Here is a 24,124-nt window from a genome sequence, read left to right as displayed (position 1 = left end):
GGAAGCGTTGCTGGATCAGGCGGCAGGTCAAGGCATCCAGATCGGCATTGCCGCTGGACGCGGTGACCAGGCAGTCGCTGACGCGCCCATCCACCCCGACGCGATAGCGCACCCCGACCGTGCCGCCCGCGCCGGCTTCGGCCAGCGCACGAGGAAAATCGCCGTCGCGGATGCGGCCGCGGATATGGCGCGGCGGGTAGCCGTCGCCGTCGCCATTGCCGCCGCCACCCAGCCCGTTGCCGACGCCGCCCGCCCCCGTTCCCGGCCCCGGCAGATCGGACGCGCCTGCCTGCGGGGCCGCACCCGTGGCGGCAACCGGTGGGGCAAGGATCGGGGGCGGCGGCGCGAGCGGGATGATCGGCGGCGGCACGACCAAAGCGGATGGGGTCGCGCGCAGATTGCGCGGGGCCGGCCGGCCGGTATGCGCCCGCGCATGCGGTCGCTCTCGCGCCGTCGGCATGGGCAACGGCGGAGGGACGTCCAGCAGGGTCGCCGGCGCCTCTGCCGGCGGCGCCAATTGCGTCGCGAGCCCCAACAGCAAGGCGAGGCCGATCGCCAGCTCGATCGCGGCGACGCCAAAACCCGCCGCGAGCCGTTCGCGCAAAGGCCGCGGCGCCATCAACGGACCTCCCTCGCGCGCTCCATCCCGGCAACGGCGATCGGCGTAGGGAGCGATTCGATGGCGCGTCCATCAAGGCATGGATCGGAAGCCAAGGCGTTGCAATCTCCCTCCCCTGCTACGCGCCGTGCGCAGGCCGGTTCCCGCTGCTGATCCTACTCTCAGGATCGTCGCTGCCACCATGCCAGGGGATGAACGGGCCGATCAGGCAGGCGAAAGCCGCGCGGCCTTAATCTGACTGGCATGTCGCGTTATTTCGTCACCCTCGGCCGCGATGCTGCCCCCGCACCCGACATGGTGGACGGCGGTATCGTCCGCAATTGCTATGCCACCGCGCGCGACGAGGCGATCCGATCGCTGGGCGAGGCGTTGCGCGACGATCCAGCGCTGCTCGATCGCGGTATGCTGCAACTCGATATGGTGGATGAGGCCGGCGCGCTGCTGTTCCGCATCACCTTGAAAGCGAACGAAACTTCGCCGGAAGGCAGCGCGGCCACGCCGCATTGAGGCGGACCGTGCGGCGGGTGCGGCAGGAACCTGCGGCTTCGGAGCACGTTTGCGCCATCCCATCTCTTCAGGAGACGATATGCGTATGTTCCCCTCCATGGTTCGCAGCCTTTGCGCCGCGTCGGCCCTGGCTTTGGTCGCCGCGCCGGCGCTTGCTGGCAAGCATGACCGGGCCGAGCAGGCCATTGCCGAAGCGCGTGGCAAGATCGACGCCGCCAACAAGGTCGGCACCGCCGGCGAAGCACCGCACTCCACCGCTGCGGCTGAGGCTTCGCTGAAGCTCGCGCGCGAATCGCTGGCCTCCGGCCACAAGGAAGAGGCGATCCAGCAGGCGATCCACGCCTCGCAGCTCGCCGATACGGCGATCGGCCAAACCCAGCAGAACCGCTCGGCTGCCGAGCAGACCCAGCGCGCCGACGCCGCCGACGCGGCCGCCGCCGCACAGCAGGAAGCCGCCGCCGCCAATGAGCGCGCGGCGACCGCCGAACAGGCCGCTGCTGCTGCCGCCGCCGACGCCCAGGCTGCCCGCAGCGCGCCCCCGATCGTCGTCGCCGCCAATACGCCCGCGCCGACCACGACCGTCACGACCGAGACGACCAAGCACAGCAGCGTCGCCCCCGCCACGCGCACCCGCGTCCGGAAGGCCCCCGTTCGCACCACCGTGCGCACCCGCCCGGTTGCGACCGAGACCACCAAAACCACGGTCACGACGACCGCCAATTGACCCCCGACGCCAACGCGCCTGCCGTGCAAGTGGCGGCGCGTTGGCAGCGGTGCGGCGGCGCGGCCAGGCGCATCCATCCTTCGGGTCGGAGGCGTCCGGCCGCAACGGCGCTGAAGCAAGCGTGTCCGCTGGATGGCGGCGCCGGACAGCAACGCGCGCCCGCATCATTATGGCGGCGACGGGCTGAAGGCTCTGCCGCCTCCTGGCGCGTATTAGCCAACCGAGCAGAGCGTGGCGAAGTCTGTGGATGCCAGCCGACGCTGGCATGACGAGTGAGTGCGGGTTGGTCATCCCCGCGCAGGGGCGTTCCTCTTCTTTCTAGATACGAGGCCATATCAGCGAACGCTGGACGCCACGCCGCTTTCCTAAATCGCACCCGTGGCGGCATGCCTGCCCACCCGCCGGTCCGGCAGACCTCCGGTTAGCGCCGCCGCTCCAGGCGCCGGGCACAAAAAAAGCGGGCGTCCCCAGCCAGGACGCCCGCTTTCTTTTGGATCAGATCAGCTGGCCTTCGGGCACTCGCCAATGCGCTTGCCGGCAGAGGTCGCGTGCACGGTGACCTTCTGATTGTTCGGCATGTTCACCGTGGAGGTGACTTCGTTGCTGAAGCTGGTCGAGGAATAGGTGCCGGTCATCGTCGTCTTGGATTCGCCCTGCGGCATCTTGCAGGTCATGGCGGCATCCATCTTGCCGCCATTCATCGTGAAATGATCGAACTTGCAGTCGCCCATGCCCTTGCCGGCGAACATGTCACCGGCCGGCTTGGCGGCCTGTTCGGGCGTCACGCAGGTGGTGGCCTTGGTCGGTTCGGCCTTCGGCGCGCTCGAACCCGCGGGCATTCCGGGAATTTCCATCTTGTCGATCGCGAAGCTCATTTCCCACTGGCCGGGCTGCATCTTCACGGCATTTTGCGCGGTGTTGGCGACCTTTTCGACCGAAGCGTCCTTGAGGGAAACGTCGTCGGGCTTCTTGTTGCAACCCGCGAGCATGGCCGCGCCGGTTAACAACACTATCGAACCCAGCTTCATCGAACCCATAATGCCTCCTGTTGGTACATATCTCTGGCAGCCGACAGACAGCCGGCTGGCCCGATAACCCTCCAATCCGGAGTTTGTTGCTTCGCCGGAACGTCCTGCTTTTACTGATCGCGCAACGGCAAGGCGTCGATGTGGATTGATTTAAGATAAGCGACGAAGAACATTGGACTTGCCTGCCAACCATATCGGCACGGCATGGGAAGAATTATTTTTGCAGGCGGCCCTCGATCCCGCAACCGCCCGACATGTGCGGGTGCTTCGGCCAAGTCGCAACCAATGTCAGCAAGACGATGGCGCTTCGGTCGGTGTCGTAATTCTCTCCCTTGCATATTGCCGGTCCCGGTTGGCCGCCCAGCGCGCCTCCAGCATCGCCACCGTCGCATCCGCCTGTTGGCGCCGATGCTCGATCTGTTCGGACGCCGCGATCAGCCGGCAGGCGGCATCCGTGACGGACAGCACGGGAAGGAAGGGTCGGCTCATCAGGCAGCATCGCGATACAGGCTGTCGATCGGGCCGATCAGCCCCTCGGCGAGCGGAGGGCGACAGCCGCGCCCTTCGAACAGGACGCGCCGCCCCGCTTCCACTTCCGCCGCCCGCGCCGCATCGGTGAGCTTACCGAGGTAGCGGCGGTAGGCACGGGGCCCCCACGCGAAATACTCCTCGCCCGCGCTGGCAGGCTCCTCCGCGGCACCAGCATCCGTGAGGTAGAGCGCGGCCGCGAGCAGGGCCGATGGCATCGAGATGTTGGGCCGCGCCTGGCGTTGCGCGACGAGCGCCGCATCATCGATCCGGTTGCACAGGACAGCACGGATCGCACCCAGGACCGAGGGCTCCAGCATCGTCATCTCCCAAATTCGCCGTCCTGCCCCCATGGCTGCGCGGCGATGTTCTGGGTATGTACTATTTAAGCGTACGTCTAGTCAAGCATTTATACGTTTTCCACGTATGTCCTGAGGCAAGGCCGCCTGCCTGAACCTCCGTGGATCACGAATCATCTTGCGAGCATGTTCTATATTTGTTCTTATGCCCTATGGAACGAATCGAAGCCCGCCGCATCTCCGATATCCTGATCGACGCCCCCTTGTGGGCGCGACTCGGTCTGGCCATTCGAGACACGCGATTGCGGGCGCGTGCCGCCGACTGCATTGCCGCGCGCATCGTCGAACGGCGCGACGAGGACGCACCGGCGGATCCCGATCAATTACGTTTGCTGTGATCTGGCTACCGCGATTGCGGATTCAGCCGATCAGATCCTCCAGCGTCAGCACGCGATCCATCCGATCGACCCGATCCATCGTGATGCGGAAGGTCTGCGGCGGATTGAACTGTTCCAGCTCGACATAGGAGGCCGTCTTGCGCACGATCGTTTTGATGAGAACCGAGCTGGTGCGTTCGCCCTCGACCTCGTCCGGCGTGCGCAGATAGATAACGGCATCGTCCCCCACTGCAGGCCGCCGGCGGCTCTCCACGAACACCGTGTCGCCGTCGCGAAAGCGCGGATGCATCGACGAGCCTTGCACATAAAGGCCGTAGACGTCGGCACGGCCGTCCAGGATCGGCGGTCGGCGCTTATATTCGATCACCTCGCCACGATTGAGCGTGGTCTGTTCGATCGCCTCGCCATCGACGATCTCATCCGCACCCAAAGCGGTGCCATAGATCGGCAGATCGCGCTGCATTCGATCCGCGCTCGCGCCTTCCATGCGAAAGGTGACGGCATTGCTGTCCGTCACCAGCCCGGTCAGCGCCAGCACTTCGCCCCGCATGATCGGCGGATCGCCCAGCCCCTGCATGGCATCGGCGAAGCGCGTCGCCACCTCCACGCCCAGCGGGCTATCGAAGGCCGGATCGGCATAACGCTGGATGCTCGACGCCGCAGCATAGCCCGCCTTGGCCGCCAATGCCCTGAGCGACAGTCCAGCGCGATCGCGTAGCCGATTGACCGCGGCTCCGGTGGTCTCCTGATTCGTCATGTACGTCCATATGGGACATATTACGTACGCAGTCTAGATTGACTATTGTACGTTTTATACATATGTCCCCGGCAGCAGATTCGAGGACCCAATGCAGATCCCCTCACCCGCATCGGCCTTGCCGGGCGCGAACGGCCTCCCATGTCCTGATAGCGAGCCACCTACGCGTGGAAGGCGCATACCGGCCATGAAGGCGGCGATCCGTCAGTCCGATAAGGCGACCGCGACAGGCCTCTCAATATTTTCGCGGCTTGGTCGGGCGGCGGCCCTGGGTGGCGGCGTCGTGGGCGGAACCAGGAGAGCTTTCGTCGGCGCCGGCCGTGTTGGACGTATTGTCCGCGATCTGATTCAGCTGCTCGGTCGTACTGGCGTTGGTGTGCTGGATCGATGCGTCGCTGCCGCAGCCACCCAATCCCCCGAGCAGGATCAGCGCGGTTGCGCATGGGATCGTTCGTCCTCGTCCGGTCATGATCGCTCGCCTTCTGCCTGGCCTTTCGACCCCAACGCACGGGAGGGGGCAGATCGGGCCAAACTTTTTCCAGCTTTTGCGGCCACATGGCACGAAGACGCGATATGATCCCCGCCGCCGTTCTGGACGCGCTGCTGGCGGCAGGCGCATCGGCCGAGATGATCGTCGAGGCGGTCAAGGCTGCGGGCCGCGAGGCCGACATGCGTAAAGCGGATGCGCGCGCCAAGGATGCCGAACGTCAGCGTCGCGTGCGCCGTACGCGCCGCACGGGCACAGGCACGGGTAGCGTGCCTACGTCGGGGGCCGTCCGCGTGACTCCGCGGGACGGCACGGACGCATCCCCCAATGAGAATATATCTAACCCCCCTTTCTCCCTCTCCTCTGACGAGGATCGGCCCCTGTCCGACAGCGGGGTGGAGGAGCAGGCGGTGGCGGCGTGGAATGCCCAGGCAGCCGCTGCCGGGGCGCTGCCGGCACGCGGGCTGACGCCCCGCCGGCGCCAGTCGCTGAAAGCCCGGCTACGCGAGCATGGGCCGCACGCCGTGCTGGAGGCGATCGCCAATCTGGCGGCGAGCCCGTTCCACTGCGGCAAGAATGATCGCGGATGGCGGGCCAGTCTTGGCTGGCTGCTGACGTCGCCCGAGAATTTCCAGAAGATGCTGGAGCTGGCGCCGCCGCCCCATGCGCTGGCCCGGCCCATGACCCTGCAGCAGCGGGCGGAAGCCGCCGAGCGACCGGCCGCAATGTTCGATCAAATGGGCCGCAGTGAGGAAGCAGCCGACATGCGGCGCACCGCCCAGCAATTGCGCGCCGCCCCAATCAGCAAAGGAGAGATGTGATGGCACTCGCACGACGGGGACGCCCCCGCAAAGCCGGCCCGCGGACCGCCAAGGGGCGGCTGATCGCGCTGCCCGATCGCGGCAACGATGTCGTGCAGGCACGCGCCGCGCGCTTCGCCCGTTTCCAGGACGGCAAGGCCGATCAGCAGGTTGGCGATCAGATCGGTCGCGCCTGGGCCGTCGGGCTGCTCGACGGACAGATGTGCGACGGCGCGATCCTGCGGGACATGGGCCGACGCTATGGCAGCCTCTATTGGCATGAATTTGCCGCGATGGCGCCCAAGATCGGCGCATTGGAACGCCGCGACCGATCAGCCGCCAATGACGGCGGGGACGATCGGCCGGGCGACTATTTCCGCCTGCTGGATGGCCTGGCCCGGCAAGTCGGGCGGCCGGCGGTGGCGTCGATGCACGGCCTGTGCGTCGACGGCTGGTGGTTTCCCGACGTGGATCAGCCGTGGGTGGCACGCTTGATCGCAACAGCCGTGGCGGATGCGGGTGGACCGGCCGCGCAGGAACGGGCCCTGCCCGCCGATCGCGCGCGGCTGAACGCCGCGATCGAAACCTTGGTCACGATGGTTGAAGGGAGACGGGACGGCGCCCGGCCGCCGGCCGGGCGCACATCCGATTAGCGACGATAGTCGCGGTAGCGGCGGCCATGATCGCGATAGCCATGGCCGCGATCACCGCGCCAGCCGTCATTGCGCCAGCCATGGTCGCGATAGCCGCGATAATGGCCGCGGTGACCATAATAGCCATAACCACGATTGTCCCAGCGACGATGGCCGCGGCCATAATAGCGCCGGTCATAGCCATAATGGGCGTAATAGAGCGGCTGATCATAGCCGTAGCCATAGCCGTAGGCGGCGGGCTGATAATAAGCCAGGCCGCTATCATAGCCGTAATAGCTACTACGATTGTAACCATTGTCCGAGGCAATGGCGGCACCGACGCCCAGGCCGACAATGCCGGCAACGAGGGCGGCGTCGCCATTACCATGGTGGTGGCGCGCCTCGGCAGGTGCGGCGGCGGCAAGACCGCTCGCTGCAAGAACAGTCGCGGCGACGATTCCTTTGAAAAGTCTACTCATGTTACTCTCCTTACCCGATCAACTGGGTTGATCCATTTGTGGAGGATAGCCGGTGAACGCGTTGCGAACGATGCTGGCAGCATTCATTCATCCAAATATTTCCGCAACTTGGTCGATTTTTTAAGGCCTCATCGGACCTTTATTATGCGGATCTTGGAACGCTGGGGCGCGAAGTCGCCCTTAGGAACCGGCACGTCCGCAACGATGCGGCGGCACTGCGCGCGGCCACATGCTGCGCTTGCGGAAGAGCGACCAAGCGGTAGCGCGGGCTTATCCCGACAGAGCCGCTCCGCCGGATCAGTTGCAATAACGATGTGTGCCGACTGTCTGGCAGATCCGTCCGTTGGAATAATAGGTCGCGTTGCCGACCTGCTGCGCGGTCGTCCCGTTCGAATAATATGTCTGGTTACCCACTTGCTGGGCCGTGGTGCCATTCGAATAATAGGTTTGGTTACCAACCTGTTGGGCGGTCGTGCCATCACTGAAATAGGTCTGGTTTCCCACCTTCGTGGCAGTGGTGCCATCGCTATAATAGGTCTGGTTGCCGACGCGCTGGGACGAGACCTGCGCCTGTGCCACACCCGCCGCAAACAGGCCGGCGATCGCTATGATCTGCTTCATCATCCAGCTCCCGAACGCCAAGGGTACATAGCATGAACATCTGGAGCGGGCGATCGATCCGTCAGGTCATCCGGATCAGCTGGCGGGGTGGAGGTAGCCGGCGTCGAAGTCGGCAATCTGCTGCAGCGTGGGCCAATCGATAATGCGTATGTCGCGCTTGTCTCGCAGGATCACATCCATCCGATCCAGTTCCTGCAGCATACGATTGACGTGGACCGAGGTGAGGCCGGTCGCGTCGGCAATGTCGCTCTGCGTCATCGGCAGGTGAATGCGATCCGGCGCCTCGCCGTTGGCGGAGGCAAGGACAGCCAGCTCGCACAACATATGGGCGATGCGCGAACGGGCGTCGCGCCGGCCGACATTCAACACCCACTCCCGAAAGATCGAAGCATCGATCAGCGTGTCGCGCCAGAAGGCGTCGCGGATGTTGGGCCGCGCACGCGCCAGGGATCGCAGCGCCGGCACCGGCACGCGCGCAATGCGCGCGTGGGCGATCGTCTGCACGTCATGATCCGCGCGCGGCAGCATCAGGGTCTGCAGCGCGATGATATCGCCCGGAAGGTGGAAGGATACGATCTGGCGCCCCCCGTCGCCGGCCGCCTTTTGCCGGCAGGCAAAACCATCCAGCAGGATCGCACAATGGGTTGCTTCTTCGCCGTCGCGCATCAGATAGGTGTTGGCGCGCACCGTGCGCAGCTCATGGGGCAGCGCACGGATGGCAGCACGATCCTGCTCGTCCAACAGGGCGAGGCGCTCAAGCTTGGTAATGGCGGCACCGAAGATGTCGTCGTCAGTCGCCATGCGACCCCTCACCCCGTTTTAGACCGAAAAGTGTGATGGCTGGATATTGGTTCTCCCCACGCGTTTGCAACTATTGGATTTCACGTGACATTATCACTGCAACCGGGAGCCCCGCGAAATTGCCCGAAACAGATACGGGATCGGCCGGTTAACGCCTGCGCCCAGATGAATGCGCGCTGCAATCGTGGTTGGGTACCGGTTCAGGCGCATGACGGCAAAAGGGACATGCGGTCGTCGGCGTGATTACAGCCCTAGGAACGTTGGCGGCCGCACCTCCCTTTCCCTGCCGCTAGCGATCCATCGCCTCGTCGACCTTGTCGCGAATCGTCCGCCCGGACAGGATCGTCTCAATGGAAAATGCCACAAGCGCGGCGATCGCGCACACCAGCGCACCACCAAACGCGCTGTAGAGCACGGCCCCCCACGCCACCTGCTTCAGCGCGCCGAGGAACATGGTCAGCGCCGCGCAACAGGTCAGCCCGCCCGAAAAGGCGGCGAACAGAACGGCCGCGTCCAGGATGCGCGAGCGCAACGTCAGGCGGCGCAGCTCGACATAGCTGCACGGCGTTTCCGACCGCAGCCGATGCGCCCGATCCGCGATCCGGCTGAGCCGCGTCGAGAAGACGTTGAGGAGCGACGCGATTCCGGCGAGCAGAAAGATCGGCGTCAGCGCGAGCTGGACGACATGAGCTGCAGTATCGAGCGTATTGCCAGCCATAGGATCAGCCTAGCCTGCCCGCGCGCCGACGCAAGCGGCCGCGCCAACGGGCGTCACATGTTTGGGGCGCTCGAAAGAGAGGGACGCCGGCACGCACAACGCCACCGTCCTGCAATCGAGGCAGGCAGCCACGCGCTTCGCGCATGACCTTAGGCAGAGATGGAGCGCGGCCGCCGCTTAGCGGCGCGGTGGAGTATCGAATGTGATCTTCACCGCGCGGCTAGGCGGCGCGGCCTGGATCGGGCCAATGGTCTTGCGCAGCGTCGGCGATACGGCGACGGCGAGGCCGAGCTGCGTGAGATTGTAGCGGCAGGAACCAAGCCCGGGTAGACCCAGTCGGACCTGCAACTGCGCCCCCTGCCAGCCGCGAATGGCGAAGCGGGATGTCCAATCCTCCGGCACGTCGAAACAGGCATCGCCCTTGCCGAAATTGGCCTGGGGCAAAGCGGTTCGGATCGCATCGAGGCTCGCGCCGGGGCGGACACCGCTGGTGCGTACAACCGGATCGGCGACGAGCGCGCGCGACAGCGGCGTCGCGCCGACGAGCGTTGCGAGATCGACCGCTTGCTCCGGCGCGATCTTGCCCGGCCCGCGCAGCCGGCGAAGATCGATCGTCCACAGCCGCGTTTCGCCACCCGGATGGGCCGAAGGCGTGATGTCGGTGTAGCTTTCGTCCTTCAGCGACAGATAGGGCCCAGCCAGCGCGACCATGCTGAAGCGGTGTTCGGTGCGGACGGCATCGCCATCTGCATCGCGCACCGCCTGGGCATGATCCGCCCGCGCCCAGGCCTTGGCGCTGAACAGCAACTTGATGCCGTAGGTGACGACGATATCCCGATCGTTCATCGACAGGTGATACCGGCCCCACTTCGCGCTCCAGTCCGGTGCCGCGGTTGCCGGCGCAGCGGACATTGTGACCGCCGCCAGCGCTGCCGCCGCGCGCCACGCGATCATAATACCGCCACCCGCAGGATCACCTCGATCGCCTCGGCCGCCGCCGAAATCTCATACGCATGGTCCATGCCGTTGATGATGCGGCGGGCATGGGGATAATCGCAGGCGGTGCCGGAAATATAATCGGACAGCTTCTTGCCCGTGAACGATCCGTTGCGCATGCCATAGCTCATGATCTTGTAGGCATTGGCGGGCTCCAGCGCCTTGGCCGGATCGATGGCCAGCTGATCATCGAGGCCCAGCGCTTGACTTAGCTTCAGATAATTGGCGAGCCAGGTGATCTGCACATAGCCGCGACCATAATAGACGTTGCTGTGCTTCTTGCCGGTCTTGTCGACATAGTCGACCGCATCCCCATAGTCTTTGCCCTTGCCTTTACCCCATTCCTCGATGGGCTGGAACGTGTCACCCGTCTCGCGCTTGACCGTCGCCATCATATAGGCCGCCCAGCGGATATCGGTGATGTCGACATCGGCGATCAGGGCGCTGACGACGGTGGTCAGGCCCGCGGGCGTACTGCCGAACTGCTTCTTGTAGAGATCCTCCACCACCGCCGTGCGGGTGGTCGGCTGCAAGCTGGCGCGGCGCGAGCCGAACAGCTGATCGGCGGTGCTTTCGGCCGCATCCTTGAGCAGGCGCTTGTAGGTGCCGCCGCCGGCATCGACGCGCCCGTCCGGTTCGGGCGACTTCATTACCTCTTCCTGATATTTCTTGATGGCGTCGGTCAGCTCCTGGCTGGTCAGCCCATCGAGCTTCAGCTGCGTCATGGTGGTGGGCTGCCGGTTGAGCAGATCCTGCACAATCGCGACGTCCGCGGGCTTGTTCTTGCCGCCCTCTCCGACACTCGCCCTCATCGGTACGTCGCCCAAAGGATCCTCCACATGCGCGGTTCGGCCAACGGATCAATCGTGCCGAGAAGCGCGCCGGGCGGCAATCGGTTCCGGCCGGGGTGCGCTAAGCGAGGCGCTCGATCCGGGGCTGCGGCGCGCCCCGCCAGACCATGCGATAGACGTCGCCCTGCGCGACCGATTGCACCGCATGCGGCACCAGGGCGGCGATGCAGGTGCCGCCGGCGCGGCGCACCGACGGATAGAGCAGGCCGTTCAACCCGGCCGCGCGGACGTCCAGCGCCAGCGCGTTGCCGATCGGATATCCAATGGCCGGATCGGGGTGGAGCGCGGGATGATCCGGGTGGCCGCGCAGATCGAGAAATTCTCCCGCGAAGCTCGCATAGAGTTCGGCATAATCCACGGTCGCCTGGTAGACGCCGGTCGCGGCCAGCATGGCGGTGAGGTGGTAGGCGACTTCGGCGAGGCTGGTTTCGGTTTCGGTCGCGGCATACCAGGCGCCGCGATCGGCCCCGTTGAAGCGGTTGGGCGCGCGCGGCTTGGCATAAGCGAAAGCCGCATTGATGTGCGCGGCGTGGGGCACGCCATAGACGAGCTCGAACGGCTGTACCGCGCCGGCGCCGCGGGCCTGCGCGATCAGGCGGTTGCTGGTGGCGCCTTCCACTTCGGCGAGGGCGGCCTGATCTTCCGGATCGCCCAGGCCGAGCAGCACAGGCTCGCGCAGGCGCGCGGTGGTGACGAGCCGGACGGTGCGCGGCAGCGCCACGCGGGTGACGGGCAATCCCTGGATCACCGGCAGTTACAGGCCGCCGCGGACCGCATCGATATAACGGCGCGTATCCAGCATCACCGGGATACCGCCTTCGACCATCGCCTCGACCGGGCTGCGGCGCCCGAACATCGCCTCACTATTGGGAAGGCGGGGCCAGCGATTGGCCATGTCGTCCGCGAACAGCAGGCGCAGGCCCTTGTAGAGGCCGATCGCGGCCGAAGCGCGGGTCATCTGATCCTGCGACAGCGGCTGATCCCAGCTGCCGCGCTTGATCCTGTCCCACGTGCTTTCGGACACGCCGAGCAATGCCGCCGCCTCCGCATTGGCGAGGCCCCAATGCTGACACAGGTTGCGGAAGGCCTTCACGGTCGGCGCGGTCAAGCGCTGCCGGTCTTCGACACGGGCAAAAGTCTGCAGCTCGATCGGCGCGGCATCAGCAAGAGCGCGGGCAGCTTCCATGGCGCAGGAAATAGCCAATTACCCCATGCGCGTCAAGTGACGCGGATGCAAGCATCATCTTGGCGAACTCCCCGCACGGCCATTGGAGGAGAGACGGCGCTGCGCACTACCTGCGCATGATATATCCTTTAATATTATTGACTTCCTTTGACTCAACCTAATTCCGTATGCGCATCAATACCGCAGCTGAGATACTAGCGATGTACGGTGTTTGACTGGTCGAAGGTTGCGCTAAAGCGGGATGAATAAGATGAACGCCCTTATCTGCGCGCCAATCTGATAACAGTGCAGCTGACAGAATTAATGATTTAGTCCATGGGATTGGTTCGACGGCAACGTTTCCGGTGGTTCAAGTGTTGAGCGCACGACGATACGGGAGAGTAGCTTGGGCAATTTCACGGCTTTGCCAGTGTTTCCAGATACTACCGGGACAACGGCGACCCGGGCAATGTTTCCGACGGTGTACCATTTAAATCGATTCAGAATCTGCGTCGAACCGCCGGGCGCACAGCTCCAACGCTATCGCGCTATTGCAGCAGACCTGGCCCATGACATGCCGAAATACATGAACGCCCATACGGCAGCCGTGCAGGCAGGCACGATAAAGTGGAATGGGCAGGAGACGTTGCGTTTCCGTGGAGTCGCCAAGCTCAAACCGTTCAGCATACCGATTTGGCTCGTCGCGCCGATGCTGTTCCCTTTGCCGGACGTGCCGGTACCGGAGAAATTACGTGACTGGGCGATACCGGACATCCATACGGACTGGGTGGGCATTCAGCCGGGCAGCAAAACCGGAACCGGCTTCACCGCGCAGACGCTGAAGCGCAATTTCGACGACAGCTCCGACTTGCTCATCAAGGCGGCAGCGTTGGCGGCCCTGATCGATGCGGAAGCGAGTTCCTGGTGGAACCCGGTCGCCATGGCGACGGAATATGCGTTGGAAGAGATCGCCTCCCGTTATGCCATCTGGGTCAACCAGCACCATTTTCTGGCCGGGCGCCGATCCTTCCGTTTTCTGCCCGCGGCGGAGCTGGGCGGCTACCCCAAGGGCGATGAGCGCTGGGTGTTCGAAACCGCGGCGATGGAGCGCTTCTCGCTCCTGCCCTATGCCGCGTCACAGCTGGCAATGGGCAAGGCCGAAGATATCGTCCGTCCGGTATGGCTGGAGATGATCCAGCAATTCTGCAAACGCAATAATTTGACGCCCATCGACGACACGGCCCCACACAGTCATTGGTCGCGCAGTGACAAGGCCACCTATATCCAGCAGCGTTTCCCCAGTTATACGGCGATGGTGAACAGCGGCGAAGGCCAATCGCTGGCGAAGCATCATCTGAAGATACACCCCTGACCTGACGGGCGCCGGCGGCGCGACCAGAATATGGCCGGGCCGCACCAGAGCGCGGTGCGGACGAGATGCAGGCGGGGGCAATGCGGCGGCAAGGGCAGCGTCATGCCGGGCCGCCAGACGCCCAGCCGGCGCCGGATATTGGGCATTTCGGAATCGATCACCCCCAGCCCATTGCCGTCGCCATACAGGGTGGCGCTGCGATAGCGCGGGATCTGGCGACAGGCCTGCGCCGGTGCGAGCGCGTAGACCGTCACCCAATAAGCGCAGCTCCGCGATACGGCACGTCGATGACGGCTAGCGAATTGCCGCATTGGGCGGCAGGGTCAGGCGGTCGGTTCATGCCGCGTCTGTTCGTGATAAGACAAGATAGCGGCGCGCAAGCAGGCCACCCCGGCGGCGCGCCCCGGACGGCAGGCCGCTCCGCTTGTAGGTGCCGGCCGCCTCGCAGGTTAACGTCCAGACGCCCTCGCCCCCAAAGCTGAAGTTCAGCCGTTCGCCTTCGATGCGGATTTCCCGATAAGACCCGGTTTCATACATCCCGCCAATGACAATGTGATCGGCCACCGCGACGTTGCGGACCAGAACGATATGAAGCTGCTCTTCATAAGGGCAGTCTTCCTCCAGAATGAGCAATATATCACCCGATGGAAGCGCATATTGCGCAAGCAAGAGCGCGGCATCGATCGACAGAGAAGAGGTCCTGTTCGGCGCGCGCAAAGTAATACGGGGTTTCGGTTCCCGCTGTTGCCATTCCACCGTGAAATATGCGGCCTTCTGCATTTTCATATGTTCGCGAGATGACATCCAGGCAACGAGCCATGGCAGGCAAAGTTTCTCCCCGCGCGTGGGGGAATATCGCCCATGGTGCCTGAAGCAATCATGCTTGACAAATCTGTTCTCTTTATGTACCGGGATATTTGAGTAGTAGGACTGCGCCAGAAAGCCCGCCTACCCGGCGGGCTTTCTGCATTTTCAGGACTTCGAATTCGGGCCGCTGCACGCATGGGGCGGTGCGACGGTGACCTGCGCGATCCAGGGGCGGCCGGCGCGGGTGGTGATGTGGAAGATGCGGGGGCGATCGAAGGCGATCGCGTCGAGACAGAGGCGACGGCCGGTTTGGCCCGTTTCCAGCATCCGCCAGGGCCCGACCCCGCTAGCCTCCAGATCCTTGATGTGCGCGACGACGGCGGGGGATGCGAGATCGGCGGTCGGCCGGTGGGTGGACAGGCGCGCGAACAGCTGATCGATAAGGTCGAGATCCGGATTCAGGCTGCGGACGCGCGGCGGGGCGGCGCCGACGGGCGGCATATCGAACCGCATTTCCATCTGCCGGCCGATGCAGGGGCCGCCGCAGCCAAGGCCGGCGAACTCATCCCGCCTGCGCAGGGTGAGGCCGCTTTTGTCGGCGCGCACGATCAGCGGCTCCTCGATCGATTGCGAGAGCGTGCGCACCAGCAGCGGCGCGGCGGCATGGCCGTCCCACCGCCAGATCGAGAGCTGATAGGCCTCGGTACCGCCCAGGGAGCTTAGATAATCGCCGATGACGGCGAAACGCCGCGCCCCGGTCGTTTCCTGCGGCAGCGGGATTACGCGGGTGAGCCCCTGAGGGCCGCACCGGCTCCACGCGTCCGCGCCGGGCATGGTCCGGCATTGGTCCCCAGCCCGATCGGGTCTCCACGCGGCGAGCGCGGGATGCGCACGAAGTATGGCCGGGGGGAGATCGTCAAAGGCGAGCACCACGCGCCAGGGCGCGCCCGCGGCCCGGTGCAGGACGAACATGGTGGCGAACGCGCCGCTGCGGGCGCTGACGAGCAGGGTGTCGCGATCGAGCGGCGTGATGTCGAGGGCGAGGCCGGCCGGCTTCGCGAACCGGGCGAGTGCGGCCGATGATCCGGCCGGCCGCCGGTTAAGCCAATCCAGCGCCACGGCCCGCGCCGCCGCCCATTGCGCGCGCAGGGCCGCGGTTGCCGCCGAACTATTGTCGACGCCAAGACCGTCGGCGGTGATGTGCGGCGCCAGAGCAGCCTGGGCGCGGCGGAGGTGATCGAGAGCGCCGTTGGAGGCGGCATGCAATAGCGTTGGCATTGCGCCAAGCAGAACGAGCATGACCGACGCAATCAGCTGATGATGCCAGCGCGGACGGCGGTGAGAGGCGCGGAGATACAAGATCACCGACAATAGCCGGGAACAGAGCGATATATGCGGCACCGTTCGTAACCCCCTGTCGCCCAAACGCAGAGATGGGCTTGCCCTATCTGTTCTTGTTTTGTACTTCAATTCCCCGAGCGCGAAATCTTCCTGGCGGCGGTGCCATATCTGCCAGGGGGATCGGAAGTTGAAGAGCCGGTGGCGTGGAAATGGGTGGACTGATGCGGATGAGGTCAAAGCACTTTTATACCGCCATTCTGTTGGCGCTGACCGGCTGTAGCGACCTTTGCTCCTCGGATCCTGTTCAATCCGTCTCGGGGCCGGACGGGGTCACCGCGCGACTGGAAAAGAAGAATTGCGACGCGACGGTCGGCTATGTGTACGAGGTCAAAGCGATTGATCATGACGGCAGCAGCCAGGTCGTTTTGAGATTCGATGCCAACCATGCGGTCGATTGGCCCGATGATGCGCATCTCGTGACGATGCATTGGCAGACGCACCAGCTGAAGCTGGACCTGCTCGCGCCGGTTCGTGTTTTCAGGCAGCAGAGCAAGCTGAATGGCGTGCCGGTGGTCTATCAATTTGCGCCGGGCAGCGAATTATAGGCACCGCAGCCCGGCCGCGAGCGTGCGGCATATGCGACACTCCTTTGCGCGGCATCGGGCGCCAAGGGATCAGGCGTGGATTGGCACGCATTCGCGACGCCCCACCCACCCTCCGGCGGCCAATCCATGGCGCGCTGACATTCAGTCGTTGACAAATACGTTCCTGTTATGTACCGCAATATTTGAGCAGAAGGACTGCCAGAAAGCCCGCCCACCCGGTGGGCTTTTTGCGTTTTCGGAAAGGGCGCGCGACGGCGAAGGCTCGTCGCGGCGCGGCCCGAGTGGTGGGCCGTTGCGCCCCGACATACCACGCCTGACCGCAGCAAAGCCGGCCTGGACGGCCCCTAGAGACTACGTAGCGGATTGCCGGGGGCAAGCAGGCGACCATTATCATCCCCGTCGGTAGCGCCTGCGCCCTGTCGCGCTGCCCCACGTAGTGAGGGGCGTGCCGCTCCCCATCGACAATTTCGTCTCGAAACAACCACTCAACAGGAGGATGATATGCGACAGCCAAATTTCCGTTTTCATCTGCGCGCCGGGCTTTTGACGAGCGTCCTTGCGGCTGGGCTATTCTGCTCTGCGGCAGCGTCTGCGCAGTCGAGCTTTGACTGCCCGGACCCGCGCGCGCCGCACTTCGAAGGTTTTATACAGGGCGCAACGGAATGCAGGGGGGTCGCTGGCGCCTATGGCTCGACCAACGCCTTTTATACCGGCTATCTTGATGGGCAGCCCGGCTATGTTCTGAACGTGGCGCCCGGATCGATATCCCCCAATTCTACCGATGCGGTGAACGGCGGCCAATTACATGCGCTCGGCGTATCGATCATCGATGGCCTGAAACCTATTCAGGAGGCCGGCGAGGCGCGCAGCGCAGCGCTGGCCGGGCTCGCCCAGGCGATGACGCCGGGTGCCGGGATGATCGGCATGAGCATGGGCGGCGCGGGCGATGCGACCGCCTTCGCGTTCGGCGCATCGAAGTCGTTCGACACGCATGTGATCGCACGGGCTGCGGGCAGCTTTGCCACACAGACGAAGCGCGTCACGTGGAATGTCGGGATTGGCTATCAGTTCTGACGCTAGTGCGCGGCCGGGCGCTTATCCTTGCGCCACGCGCGGCGTGCATAACGAGCTTGACAAATTCGTTCTTGTTATGTACCGCGATATTTGAGCAGTAGGACTGCGCCAGAAAGCCCGCCCACCCGGCGGGCTTTCTGCGTTTTGGGAAAGGGCGCGCGATGGCGGAGGTTCGATCCGACACGTCCGGGCGGCTGGGGCCGTTGAGCCGCGACCTCCATCGCCTGATCGCGCGCTGCGCGGAGCCGGCGCGGACGGCCGAGGAGGCCGAGCGGCGGATTGCCGAGGGCGAGCGCGTGGCGGCGGCGATCCGCGCCGTGTTTCGCGGCGCCAGACCGGCGGCTGACGGGCCGATCAGGCGGCACTATCCACAGCATGGGGGATAAGATGGCACAGACGAAACGTATCTCTCCGGCTTTAGCGCACGCCAAGCTGCGCGGGGCGCTGACCAAGCACCTGATCAGCGATTTCGATGCCCATGGCGCCCAGGTGATCGCCAAGATGCGGACGGACAAGCCGGTCGATTATCTGAAGATGATCACCGCGATGCTGCAGCAGGAGGACCCGAATGACGCCGCTGCCGGCCCCACCTATCACGTTATCGAGCGACAGATTGTCCAAGCTCCCGATCAGGACGGCTAATGTGTTTCGGCCGCTGCTGGCGCCGGCGCGCGACAAGGCGGCGTGGGGTGGGCGCGGATCGGGCAAATCCCACTTCTTCGCCGGCCTGCTGATCGAGGACAGTATGGCGCATCCCGGCGAAAATGGCGGCGAGGGGCTGCGCAGCGTGTGCATCCGCGAAACGCAGAAGGATCTGGCGCAATCGTCCAAGGCGTTGATCGAGGCCAAGCTGGCCGCGTTCGGGCTGCTGGGCGAGCGGGACGGGTTCAAAGTGTATCGCGAGTCGATCCGCACGCCGGGCGACGGGCTGATCATCTTTCAGGGCATGCAGGATGCGACGGCGGACAGCGTGAAATCGCTGGAAGGCTTCAAGCGCAGCTGGTGGGAGGAAGCGCAGGGCGCGACCCAGCACAGCATCAACCTGTTGCGGCCGACCATGCGCGCGAGCGGCGCGCAAATGTGGTGGAGCTGGAACCCGCGGCGCAAGGCGGATCCGGTGGACGTGATGCTGCGCGGGGCGGAGCTGCCGACCGGGGCCTGCGTGGTGGAGGCCAATTGGCGGCACAACCCCTGGTTCACACCCGAGCTTGAGCAGGAGCGGCAGGATTGCCTGCGCATCCAGCCCGACCAATATGACCATATCTGGGAAGGCGCCTATGTGAGCGCGTCGGCCGGTGCCTATCTGGCGCGGGCGCTGGCGGAGGCCAAGGCGGAACGGCGGATCGGCGCGGTGGCGTTCGACCCGCTGCTGACGGTGCGGCTGTTCTGCGACATTGGCGGCACGGGCGCGCGGGCGGATGCCTTTGCCTGCTGGCCGGCGCAGTTCGTGGGCCGCGAGATCCGCGTGCGCGATTATTATGAGGCGGTGGGGCAGCCGCTGAGCGCGCACATCAACTGGCTGCGCGCGCACGGTTATGGGCCGGAGCGCGCGCAATTCTGGCTGCCGCATGACGGGGCGACGCAGGACAAGGTGTATGACGTGTCCTACGAAAGCGCGCTGCGGGCCGCCGGCTATCAGGTGACGGTGGTGCCCAACCAGGGCAAGGGCGCGGCGGCGGCCCGGATCGAGGCGGCGCGGCGGCTGATGCCGAGCGTGTGGTTCGACGCGGAGACGACCAGCGGCGGGCGCGATGCGCTGGGCTGGTACCATGAGCGCAAGGACGATGTGCGCGGCATCGGCCTGGGGCCGGCGCATGACTGGTCCAGCCATGGCGCGGACGCGTTCGGGCTGATGTGCGTGGCGTATGAGGCGCCGGTGGCGAAGCGGCGGATTAGTTATTCGAATAGGGGGATTTTTTAAGGGGCCGCCGCCGCCCCCCCGGAGATGAGCCGTTCTATTTTAGCAACTTAAAGGGTTCGCTATGCTGACTACTTGGCCAAGGCGAAAATCAACGGTTTTCGATAGAATTGGATTTCACTAGACGGCGCCAAGTTAGTATGATTCAAGGCCAACCGCGATGCCCACGCCACCAGCAAAGTTATCCCGCGACGCCATCGTTGAAGCGTTGTGCGAGGTGCGTTTTGAAAGCCAAGGCATTGCCGAGGTAATCGTCGGACAGCTTGCAGGTGCTCCTGCGTGGGCCGGCGCTCGGGCGGAACGCCTTCCGCTCGCTGATTTCCCCGCCTCCGCGCGGGAAAGCAACGCCGAGATGCGCTTTGCCCCAATTATGCAAGTGCTTGGCCCCGACGCAGGCCGAACAGTACGTATCGGTTCGCACGTTCTGTCGATGCACCTCATGGCACCATATGTTGGCTGGGCCGCCTTTAAGCCGATGCTAGATCAGATGCTCGCCGCCCTGTTTGACGTGTGCAAGGATCCTTCGATCGCCCGCATTGGTTTGCGCTATATCAACGCGCTGACGCCGGATCATGGTTTCGACGGTCTACAAGATTTGAACTTCGAGCTCGTTGCTGGCGGGCGACCTGTGCGCGATTTAACGGCCGCGTACCGCTACGATGTCGCAAGTGATGCGGTTGCGCAGGTTACCCTAGCAACGCCCGCCTTCGTGCAGGGAGCGATCGACAGCCGCGTATGCGCAGTGGTGGATGTTGACGTTTTTACTCCAGACAGCTTGGGCCAGGTTAGTCTGCACGAAGCTTCCGCTTGGATCGAGCGGGCTCACGACGAAGAGAAGAAAGCGTTTTTCTCTTTGTGGCCCGACGCCATTCTAAACTCCATGACGGAGCAATGAAATGAGCTTGCTTTCGGTTGGGATAACTGCGGCGATTGCCACTGGTCAGCCGGCAATCTACGCGAAGCCTCCGCTCGACCATACGCCGGCGCTTCGACAGGCAGGTCGACTGCTGTCCGACAGCATGTCTTTTGGACGCGCCCCGATTAAATTGCACACAGCGCACTACGACATCGGACCTGAACTAAGGGGCGTAATTCGTTCCGCCTTTCGACGTTCATTCGAGCTAAAGTACCAGCTTTGAGAGTTCGCAAGTGGGGCCGGATGCAGCGCACGAGATACTAACACATTCCGCGCGAGACGGTGCCAACGTCTTTTACGGTTCGGTCGAAGGCCTTGCCACCGGCGTCGGCTTGCTGATCGACAGCGTTGATTTTGCCCGGTTCGATGAGGTGGATGACCGGTTTCGCGTCGAGAGCGGTCTTGTCTACGTGCTCTCTCACGAATGCGATCTAGAGCCAGCAAACGATAGGCTTCTTAATGAGCTCGCGCTCGTTTGTCCTGTCCTTGACCTCGAATCTTTTCTTGCAGAAGCATCGGAACAGGGCGTTGCTGACACGACGCTAAAGTCCTTCCTCTCGAACCTGAGCGCTCGGAACGTATCGCGAGCCATTTACCTGCCCCCGATTGAAGGGCGGCTGCCACTCGGCGGCTTATTATACCTGAACCTTATGTCATCGACTGCTACCCAGCACCTTGCGACAAGACCTAAGGTTTGCGCCGTGACTGCTTACGGGCATCGTGTAATCGACATGGCCTTAGAGAACCATTTCCGCCGAGAAAAATCGGAACCTCTACCATTGACTGGCGCAACGGTACGACAATCAATCGAAATTCGAGGAAAGCGGTAAGAGGTGACGTTGCCAGCTATGCCCGCAGATGGGTAAGCGACTTTACTTGCTGTAGTACTCAGTTACTCACCTTTGCCCGCCAGCGTGTGGGCGACGAGTGCGTTAGCGTGGCCGTGGCCCATGGCATAATCGGTCTTTAGCATCGCGACCAGATCCATGTGCTTGGCGGGCAGGTGGGCACGGACGATATCTTGCCATTCGGCGATGGGGCGGCCGTATTTCTGTTCGATCGAGGGGAAGTAGGAGGCGGGGCCTTTTGCTTTTTCTTCGGGCATCGGGTTGGGCTCCGTTGTCGATCGTGCGGGTGCAATAGTGCCGTGCACGGCGCCGGGTGCAAGGGCTGTCTTCAGGGCATATGCGGCGTTGCCTGGCCGCTGAATGGATCCCAGCCTGCGCTGGAGTGACGGTTTGGAGCGTGGGGCGCGAGTCGCGCCGGCTCTTGCGGCCCCGGCCTCCGCCGGGGCGACGATATTTTTGAAAGGATGACGCATGGCGGCTTTGGACGCGGCGATGACGCATGCCGAATTGGCGGCGATGCTGGCGGAGGATGAGCGGCTGGCCTTGTCCTTCCGCGACAGCACGCTGGCGGACGAGCAGGCGGTGGCGATCGATTATTATGAGGCACGGCCGTTCGGCGACGAGGAAGAGGGCCTGAGCCAGGTGGTGACGCCGGACGTGGCCGAGGTGGTCGATTATATGACGATCAGCACGTCGCGCACGATCGTCGCGGGGGACCGCGTGGTCGAGTTCGAGAGCGCGGTGGCCGAGGGCGAGGCGGCGGCGGACGAGGCGACGGCGGCCGTGACGTACAGCTTCATGAAGGGGCAGGACGGCTATCGCGTGATCCATGACTGGATCCAATCCGGCCTGATCGAGAAGATCGGCATCGCCAAGACCTGTGCCGAGACGCACGAGACGGTGACGAAGCGGCGCGGCGCGGTAAGCGAGGACCAGCTGGCGGCGCTGCATGCCGGCGGGGCGGAGATTGCGGCGGCGACCGACCATGGCGACGGCAGCTTCACGATCGAGGCGATCGAGCGGACGAAGGAAGTCCGCTTCGTCGATTACCCGATCCCGTCCGAGGAATTCCTGTTCGCCAGCCGCACGCGGCACGAGGATGACAGCGATTATCTGTGCCACCGATCGTCCAAGAGCATCAGCGACCTAATCGCGATGGGCTTTGACCGGGACGTGGTGGAGAGTTTGCCGGCGGACGACCGTGCGACCTGGTTGGACATGCGCGGCAATGCGCGCTGGCTGGACGAGACGCAGATCGCGCCGACCGGCACGCGCAAGGTGTGGCTGCGCGAGGAGTATAAGCGCGTCGACCTGGACGGCGACGGCGTGGACGAGCTGGTGAAGATCTTTCGCGTCGACGACGTGATCCTGGACGTGGAGGAAGTGGACGAAAATCCGTTCGTGGTGTGGTGCCCCTTCCCGCGCGCGCACCGGATGGTGGGGCATAGCCTGGCCGACAAGGTGATGGACCTGCAGCGGATCAAATCGGTGATCCTGCGCCAGCAGCTGAACGGCCTGTATCTGACCAACAATCCGCGCATGTACGTACCGCAGGAATGCCTGACCGAGGACACGATCGACGACCTGCTGATGGTGCGGCCGGGTGGGCTCGTGCGTGGGCGCGGCGGCGCCAAGCCCGAGCCTTTGTACGAGGCGTTCGACATGGCCAAGGGCATGACGATGCTGGAGTATATCACCGGCGAGCGGGAGAGCCGCACCGGCATCACCCGGCTGAACCAGGGGCTGGATGCGGATGCGCTGAACAAGACCGCGACCGGCACCGCGCTGATGCAGGCGCAGGGCCAGCAGATGGAAGAATATGTCGCGCGCAACTTCGCCGAAGCCCTGGCGCGATTGTTCGCCAAGAAATTGCGGCTGATGATAGCGGTGGGCAAGCCCTTCCCGATCCGGGTGGACGGGCAGGCGCGGATGGTGGACCCGGCGCAGTGGCCGGCGGGCCTTTCCGCCAGCGCGCGCGTGGGGCTGGGTTCGGGCCGCAAGGAGCAAAGGCTGGCCTATCGCGCGCAGATGCTGGACATGCAGAAGGAGGCGCTGCCGGTGGGGCTGGCGACACCGCGCAATATCTTCAAGAATCTGGCGGCGATGGTGCGCGATGCGGGCCTGGGCATTCCGACCGATTATTTCCAGGATCCGGCCGCGCAGGGGCAGCAGCCCCCTGCCCCGCCCGCGCCCGACGCGGCGGTGCTGAAGGCGCAGGCGGAGGCCGAGGCACAACGCCAGCGGCTGATGCTGGACCGGCAGAAGGCCGAGGCCGACCTGATGCTGGAGCGCCAGCAAGGGCAGGCCAAGCTGGATGCGCTGCGTGAGGAGAATGCGCTGAAGCTGCAGCTGGAACGGGAGAAAGCGGCGGCGGAAGCGGCGCTGGCGCGCGAGCGGATGGAGCTGGAATATGGCCTGGCCGAGCGCCGCTTTCAGGCGGAGCAGGCGGTGCCGCGCCGGCGCGGCCGCGGGCGCCGGGCGGAAGCGCGCATCACGCCGATGCGTAATGGCGGAGCGCTGGACCAATGAGCGAGGATGCGATCCACCGCGCCGCGCGCTGGCAGGCCTTTTACGAGGAGGATGGCGGGCTACGCGACGTGCTGGCCACGCTGCGCCGCGCTTATTTCGATCGCGCGGCGGACCTGATGCCGAACGACACGGCGGCTTTGTTGAAGCTGGGCATGGCGGCCAAGATCGTCGACCAGATCGACGCGCATGTGACGCATATCGTGACCGCCGGCAAAGTGGAGCAGGCGGCGCAGGACCATGCCGATCGGATCGCGCGGTTGCCGGAGGCGCGGCGGCGGTTTCTTTAGCGGGGCGTTACGGATGC

General features: G+C 64.5%; 33 protein-coding genes. 15 read left to right on the top strand and 18 right to left on the bottom strand.

Features of this window, described 5'->3' with window-relative positions:
- The coding region (locus ACOJSI_RS08155; RefSeq protein WP_420137768.1) for an energy transducer TonB at nt 1-619 on the bottom strand (619 nt) is incomplete at its 3' end.
- A gap of 243 nt (nt 620-862) precedes the next feature.
- Between ACOJSI_RS08155 and ACOJSI_RS08150 the strand changes: the two genes are divergently transcribed.
- The gene (locus ACOJSI_RS08150; protein WP_420137767.1) at nt 863-1,126 is read left to right on the top strand and encodes a DUF6894 family protein; all 264 of its coding nucleotides are present in this window, start codon (nt 863-865) and stop codon (nt 1,124-1,126) included.
- Between the two features lie 79 nt (nt 1,127-1,205).
- Nucleotides 1,206-1,850, top strand: a complete 645-nt coding sequence (locus ACOJSI_RS08145) for a hypothetical protein (RefSeq protein ID WP_420137766.1) — start codon at nt 1,206-1,208, stop codon at nt 1,848-1,850.
- 500 nt (nt 1,851-2,350) lie between these two features.
- Here ACOJSI_RS08145 and ACOJSI_RS08140 read toward each other — a convergent pair whose 3' ends face one another.
- The 3 genes from ACOJSI_RS08140 to ACOJSI_RS08130 form a co-directional block, all read right to left on the bottom strand.
- The gene (locus ACOJSI_RS08140; RefSeq protein ID WP_420137765.1) at nt 2,351-2,887 is read right to left on the bottom strand and encodes a DUF3617 domain-containing protein; all 537 of its coding nucleotides are present in this window, start codon (nt 2,885-2,887) and stop codon (nt 2,351-2,353) included.
- A 279-nt stretch (nt 2,888-3,166) separates the two neighbouring features.
- Nucleotides 3,167-3,367 carry a hypothetical protein gene (locus ACOJSI_RS08135; protein ID WP_420137764.1) on the bottom strand — a complete coding sequence of 67 codons (201 nt, stop codon included), beginning with the start codon at nt 3,365-3,367 and terminating at the stop codon, nt 3,167-3,169.
- Nucleotides 3,367-3,726 carry a hypothetical protein gene (locus ACOJSI_RS08130; RefSeq protein WP_420137763.1) on the bottom strand — a complete coding sequence of 120 codons (360 nt, stop codon included), beginning with the start codon at nt 3,724-3,726 and terminating at the stop codon, nt 3,367-3,369. Before ACOJSI_RS08130 ends, ACOJSI_RS08135 begins: the two co-directional genes overlap by 1 nt.
- Before the next feature lie 191 nt (nt 3,727-3,917).
- Here ACOJSI_RS08130 and ACOJSI_RS08125 point away from each other — a divergent pair, with 191 nt between their 5' ends.
- Complete coding sequence (locus ACOJSI_RS08125; protein ID WP_420137762.1) at nt 3,918-4,103, top strand: DUF6771 family protein; 186 nt, start codon at nt 3,918-3,920, stop codon at nt 4,101-4,103.
- A gap of 22 nt (nt 4,104-4,125) precedes the next feature.
- Here ACOJSI_RS08125 and ACOJSI_RS08120 read toward each other — a convergent pair whose 3' ends face one another.
- Nucleotides 4,126-4,860, bottom strand: a complete 735-nt coding sequence (locus ACOJSI_RS08120; RefSeq protein WP_420137761.1) for a S24 family peptidase — start codon at nt 4,858-4,860, stop codon at nt 4,126-4,128.
- A 235-nt stretch (nt 4,861-5,095) separates the two neighbouring features.
- Nucleotides 5,096-5,329: a hypothetical protein gene (locus ACOJSI_RS08115; protein WP_420137760.1), complete on the bottom strand. Its 234-nt coding sequence runs from the start codon at nt 5,327-5,329 to the stop codon at nt 5,096-5,098.
- Between the two features lie 86 nt (nt 5,330-5,415).
- Between ACOJSI_RS08115 and ACOJSI_RS08110 the strand changes: the two genes are divergently transcribed.
- Both ACOJSI_RS08110 and ACOJSI_RS08105 read left to right on the top strand, forming a co-directional pair.
- Nucleotides 5,416-6,168 (top strand): hypothetical protein, encoded by a 753-nt coding sequence (locus tag ACOJSI_RS08110; RefSeq protein ID WP_420137759.1) that lies wholly within the window; start codon nt 5,416-5,418, stop codon nt 6,166-6,168.
- On the top strand, nt 6,168-6,800 hold the full coding sequence (locus ACOJSI_RS08105; RefSeq protein ID WP_420137758.1) for a hypothetical protein: 633 nt from the start codon (nt 6,168-6,170) through the stop codon (nt 6,798-6,800). Before ACOJSI_RS08110 ends, ACOJSI_RS08105 begins: the two co-directional genes overlap by 1 nt.
- Here ACOJSI_RS08105 and ACOJSI_RS08100 read toward each other — a convergent pair.
- The 8 genes from ACOJSI_RS08100 to ACOJSI_RS08065 form a co-directional block, all read right to left on the bottom strand.
- Complete coding sequence (locus ACOJSI_RS08100; protein ID WP_420137757.1) at nt 6,797-7,258, bottom strand: hypothetical protein; 462 nt, start codon at nt 7,256-7,258, stop codon at nt 6,797-6,799. The two genes, ACOJSI_RS08105 and ACOJSI_RS08100, sit on opposite strands and share 4 nt — an antisense overlap.
- A 297-nt stretch (nt 7,259-7,555) precedes the next feature.
- Complete coding sequence (locus tag ACOJSI_RS08095) at nt 7,556-7,879, bottom strand: hypothetical protein (RefSeq protein WP_420137756.1); 324 nt, start codon at nt 7,877-7,879, stop codon at nt 7,556-7,558.
- Nucleotides 7,880-7,954: 75 nt separating this feature from the next.
- Nucleotides 7,955-8,680, bottom strand: coding sequence for a Crp/Fnr family transcriptional regulator (locus ACOJSI_RS08090; RefSeq protein WP_420137755.1), 726 nt, complete (start codon nt 8,678-8,680; stop codon nt 7,955-7,957).
- Between the two features lie 289 nt (nt 8,681-8,969).
- Nucleotides 8,970-9,398: a DUF2721 domain-containing protein gene (locus ACOJSI_RS08085; RefSeq protein WP_420137754.1), complete on the bottom strand. Its 429-nt coding sequence runs from the start codon at nt 9,396-9,398 to the stop codon at nt 8,970-8,972.
- 177 nt (nt 9,399-9,575) lie between these two features.
- Nucleotides 9,576-10,352, bottom strand: coding sequence for a hypothetical protein (locus ACOJSI_RS08080; RefSeq protein ID WP_420137753.1), 777 nt, complete (start codon nt 10,350-10,352; stop codon nt 9,576-9,578).
- Entirely contained in the window at nt 10,349-11,206 is an 858-nt protein-coding gene (locus ACOJSI_RS08075; RefSeq protein WP_420137752.1) for a hypothetical protein, read from the bottom strand. The genes ACOJSI_RS08080 and ACOJSI_RS08075 overlap by 4 nt, the downstream gene beginning before the upstream one ends.
- A gap of 100 nt (nt 11,207-11,306) precedes the next feature.
- Nucleotides 11,307-11,993 (bottom strand): RES family NAD+ phosphorylase, encoded by a 687-nt coding sequence (locus ACOJSI_RS08070; protein ID WP_420137751.1) that lies wholly within the window; start codon nt 11,991-11,993, stop codon nt 11,307-11,309.
- 6 nt (nt 11,994-11,999) lie between these two features.
- The gene (locus ACOJSI_RS08065) at nt 12,000-12,431 is read right to left on the bottom strand and encodes an antitoxin Xre-like helix-turn-helix domain-containing protein (RefSeq protein WP_420137750.1); all 432 of its coding nucleotides are present in this window, start codon (nt 12,429-12,431) and stop codon (nt 12,000-12,002) included.
- Between the two features lie 385 nt (nt 12,432-12,816).
- Between ACOJSI_RS08065 and ACOJSI_RS08060 the strand changes: the two genes are divergently transcribed.
- On the top strand, nt 12,817-13,782 hold the full coding sequence (locus ACOJSI_RS08060; protein WP_420137749.1) for a hypothetical protein: 966 nt from the start codon (nt 12,817-12,819) through the stop codon (nt 13,780-13,782).
- On the opposite strand, the gene ACOJSI_RS08055 is transcribed toward ACOJSI_RS08060, so the two are convergent.
- From ACOJSI_RS08055 to ACOJSI_RS08045, 3 genes are all read right to left on the bottom strand, one after another.
- Nucleotides 13,761-14,093: a hypothetical protein gene (locus ACOJSI_RS08055; protein WP_420137748.1), complete on the bottom strand. Its 333-nt coding sequence runs from the start codon at nt 14,091-14,093 to the stop codon at nt 13,761-13,763. The genes ACOJSI_RS08060 and ACOJSI_RS08055 overlap by 22 nt on opposite strands.
- Nucleotides 14,094-14,118: 25 nt before the next feature.
- Nucleotides 14,119-14,568 carry a hypothetical protein gene (locus ACOJSI_RS08050; protein ID WP_420137747.1) on the bottom strand — a complete coding sequence of 150 codons (450 nt, stop codon included), beginning with the start codon at nt 14,566-14,568 and terminating at the stop codon, nt 14,119-14,121.
- 186 nt (nt 14,569-14,754) lie between these two features.
- A complete protein-coding gene (locus ACOJSI_RS08045; RefSeq protein ID WP_420137746.1) occupies nt 14,755-15,888 on the bottom strand; it encodes a hypothetical protein in 1,134 nt (377 codons plus the stop codon).
- Nucleotides 15,889-16,190: 302 nt separating this feature from the next.
- On the opposite strand from ACOJSI_RS08045, the gene ACOJSI_RS08040 reads away from it, so the two are divergent.
- The 7 genes from ACOJSI_RS08040 (at nt 16,191) to ACOJSI_RS08010 (ending at nt 21,273) form a co-directional block, all read left to right on the top strand.
- A complete protein-coding gene (locus ACOJSI_RS08040) occupies nt 16,191-16,535 on the top strand; it encodes a hypothetical protein (protein WP_420137745.1) in 345 nt (114 codons plus the stop codon).
- Nucleotides 16,536-17,036: 501 nt separating this feature from the next.
- Complete coding sequence (locus tag ACOJSI_RS08035) at nt 17,037-17,609, top strand: YadA-like family protein (protein ID WP_420137744.1); 573 nt, start codon at nt 17,037-17,039, stop codon at nt 17,607-17,609.
- A 161-nt stretch (nt 17,610-17,770) separates the two neighbouring features.
- Nucleotides 17,771-17,995, top strand: a complete 225-nt coding sequence (locus ACOJSI_RS08030; protein WP_420137743.1) for a hypothetical protein — start codon at nt 17,771-17,773, stop codon at nt 17,993-17,995.
- A 1-nt stretch (nt 17,996) separates the two neighbouring features.
- Entirely contained in the window at nt 17,997-18,251 is a 255-nt protein-coding gene (locus ACOJSI_RS08025; RefSeq protein ID WP_420137742.1) for a hypothetical protein, read from the top strand.
- A gap of 1 nt (nt 18,252) precedes the next feature.
- Nucleotides 18,253-19,530 (top strand): phage terminase large subunit, encoded by a 1,278-nt coding sequence (locus ACOJSI_RS08020; protein ID WP_420137741.1) that lies wholly within the window; start codon nt 18,253-18,255, stop codon nt 19,528-19,530.
- Between the two features lie 157 nt (nt 19,531-19,687).
- A complete protein-coding gene (locus ACOJSI_RS08015; protein ID WP_420137740.1) occupies nt 19,688-20,422 on the top strand; it encodes a TIGR04255 family protein in 735 nt (244 codons plus the stop codon).
- 254 nt (nt 20,423-20,676) lie between these two features.
- Entirely contained in the window at nt 20,677-21,273 is a 597-nt protein-coding gene (locus tag ACOJSI_RS08010) for a hypothetical protein (RefSeq protein WP_420137739.1), read from the top strand.
- 62 nt (nt 21,274-21,335) lie between these two features.
- Here the strand turns inward: ACOJSI_RS08010 and ACOJSI_RS08005 are convergent, their stop codons facing one another.
- Nucleotides 21,336-21,548, bottom strand: coding sequence for a DUF4287 domain-containing protein (locus ACOJSI_RS08005; protein WP_420137738.1), 213 nt, complete (start codon nt 21,546-21,548; stop codon nt 21,336-21,338).
- Nucleotides 21,549-21,762: 214 nt separating this feature from the next.
- Between ACOJSI_RS08005 and ACOJSI_RS08000 the strand changes: the two genes are divergently transcribed.
- On the top strand, nt 21,763-23,820 hold the full coding sequence (locus tag ACOJSI_RS08000; RefSeq protein ID WP_420137737.1) for a portal protein: 2,058 nt from the start codon (nt 21,763-21,765) through the stop codon (nt 23,818-23,820).
- The gene (locus ACOJSI_RS07995; RefSeq protein WP_420137736.1) at nt 23,817-24,107 is read left to right on the top strand and encodes a hypothetical protein; all 291 of its coding nucleotides are present in this window, start codon (nt 23,817-23,819) and stop codon (nt 24,105-24,107) included. The genes ACOJSI_RS08000 and ACOJSI_RS07995 overlap by 4 nt, the downstream gene beginning before the upstream one ends.
- Nucleotides 24,108-24,124: the final 17 nt, after the last annotated feature.

This window comes from Sphingomonas sp. (assembly GCF_048595155.1).
GTDB lineage: Bacteria > Pseudomonadota > Alphaproteobacteria > Sphingomonadales > Sphingomonadaceae > Sphingomonas_I.
This window is presented reverse-complemented; position numbering and strand designations above follow the sequence as displayed.

Excerpts from the sequence above, each read along its gene's own strand:
- ACOJSI_RS08150 (WP_420137767.1), top strand. The coding sequence starts at position 863 with ATGTCGCGTTATTTCGTCACCCTCGGCCGCGATGCTGCCCCCGCACCC.
- ACOJSI_RS08145 (WP_420137766.1), top strand. The coding sequence starts at position 1,206 with ATGCGTATGTTCCCCTCCATGGTTCGCAGCCTTTGCGCCGCGTCGGCC.
- ACOJSI_RS08140 (WP_420137765.1), bottom strand. The coding sequence starts at position 2,887 with ATGGGTTCGATGAAGCTGGGTTCGATAGTGTTGTTAACCGGCGCGGCC.
- ACOJSI_RS08135 (WP_420137764.1), bottom strand. The coding sequence starts at position 3,367 with ATGAGCCGACCCTTCCTTCCCGTGCTGTCCGTCACGGATGCCGCCTGC.
- ACOJSI_RS08130 (WP_420137763.1), bottom strand. The coding sequence starts at position 3,726 with ATGCTGGAGCCCTCGGTCCTGGGTGCGATCCGTGCTGTCCTGTGCAAC.
- ACOJSI_RS08125 (WP_420137762.1), top strand. The coding sequence starts at position 3,918 with ATGGAACGAATCGAAGCCCGCCGCATCTCCGATATCCTGATCGACGCC.
- ACOJSI_RS08120 (WP_420137761.1), bottom strand. The coding sequence starts at position 4,860 with ATGACGAATCAGGAGACCACCGGAGCCGCGGTCAATCGGCTACGCGAT.
- ACOJSI_RS08115 (WP_420137760.1), bottom strand. The coding sequence starts at position 5,329 with ATGACCGGACGAGGACGAACGATCCCATGCGCAACCGCGCTGATCCTG.
- ACOJSI_RS08110 (WP_420137759.1), top strand. The coding sequence starts at position 5,416 with ATGGCACGAAGACGCGATATGATCCCCGCCGCCGTTCTGGACGCGCTG.
- ACOJSI_RS08105 (WP_420137758.1), top strand. The coding sequence starts at position 6,168 with ATGGCACTCGCACGACGGGGACGCCCCCGCAAAGCCGGCCCGCGGACC.
- ACOJSI_RS08100 (WP_420137757.1), bottom strand. The coding sequence starts at position 7,258 with ATGAGTAGACTTTTCAAAGGAATCGTCGCCGCGACTGTTCTTGCAGCG.
- ACOJSI_RS08095 (WP_420137756.1), bottom strand. The coding sequence starts at position 7,879 with ATGAAGCAGATCATAGCGATCGCCGGCCTGTTTGCGGCGGGTGTGGCA.
- ACOJSI_RS08090 (WP_420137755.1), bottom strand. The coding sequence starts at position 8,680 with ATGGCGACTGACGACGACATCTTCGGTGCCGCCATTACCAAGCTTGAG.
- ACOJSI_RS08085 (WP_420137754.1), bottom strand. The coding sequence starts at position 9,398 with ATGGCTGGCAATACGCTCGATACTGCAGCTCATGTCGTCCAGCTCGCG.
- ACOJSI_RS08080 (WP_420137753.1), bottom strand. The coding sequence starts at position 10,352 with ATGATCGCGTGGCGCGCGGCGGCAGCGCTGGCGGCGGTCACAATGTCC.
- ACOJSI_RS08075 (WP_420137752.1), bottom strand. The coding sequence starts at position 11,206 with ATGAGGGCGAGTGTCGGAGAGGGCGGCAAGAACAAGCCCGCGGACGTC.
- ACOJSI_RS08065 (WP_420137750.1), bottom strand. The coding sequence starts at position 12,431 with ATGGAAGCTGCCCGCGCTCTTGCTGATGCCGCGCCGATCGAGCTGCAG.
- ACOJSI_RS08055 (WP_420137748.1), bottom strand. The coding sequence starts at position 14,093 with ATGCGGCAATTCGCTAGCCGTCATCGACGTGCCGTATCGCGGAGCTGC.
- ACOJSI_RS08050 (WP_420137747.1), bottom strand. The coding sequence starts at position 14,568 with ATGAAAATGCAGAAGGCCGCATATTTCACGGTGGAATGGCAACAGCGG.
- ACOJSI_RS08045 (WP_420137746.1), bottom strand. The coding sequence starts at position 15,888 with ATGCTCGTTCTGCTTGGCGCAATGCCAACGCTATTGCATGCCGCCTCC.
- ACOJSI_RS08035 (WP_420137744.1), top strand. The coding sequence starts at position 17,037 with ATGCGACAGCCAAATTTCCGTTTTCATCTGCGCGCCGGGCTTTTGACG.
- ACOJSI_RS08030 (WP_420137743.1), top strand. The coding sequence starts at position 17,771 with ATGGCGGAGGTTCGATCCGACACGTCCGGGCGGCTGGGGCCGTTGAGC.
- ACOJSI_RS08025 (WP_420137742.1), top strand. The coding sequence starts at position 17,997 with ATGGCACAGACGAAACGTATCTCTCCGGCTTTAGCGCACGCCAAGCTG.
- ACOJSI_RS08015 (WP_420137740.1), top strand. The coding sequence starts at position 19,688 with ATGCCCACGCCACCAGCAAAGTTATCCCGCGACGCCATCGTTGAAGCG.
- ACOJSI_RS08005 (WP_420137738.1), bottom strand. The coding sequence starts at position 21,548 with ATGCCCGAAGAAAAAGCAAAAGGCCCCGCCTCCTACTTCCCCTCGATC.
- ACOJSI_RS08000 (WP_420137737.1), top strand. The coding sequence starts at position 21,763 with ATGGCGGCTTTGGACGCGGCGATGACGCATGCCGAATTGGCGGCGATG.
- ACOJSI_RS07995 (WP_420137736.1), top strand. The coding sequence starts at position 23,817 with ATGAGCGAGGATGCGATCCACCGCGCCGCGCGCTGGCAGGCCTTTTAC.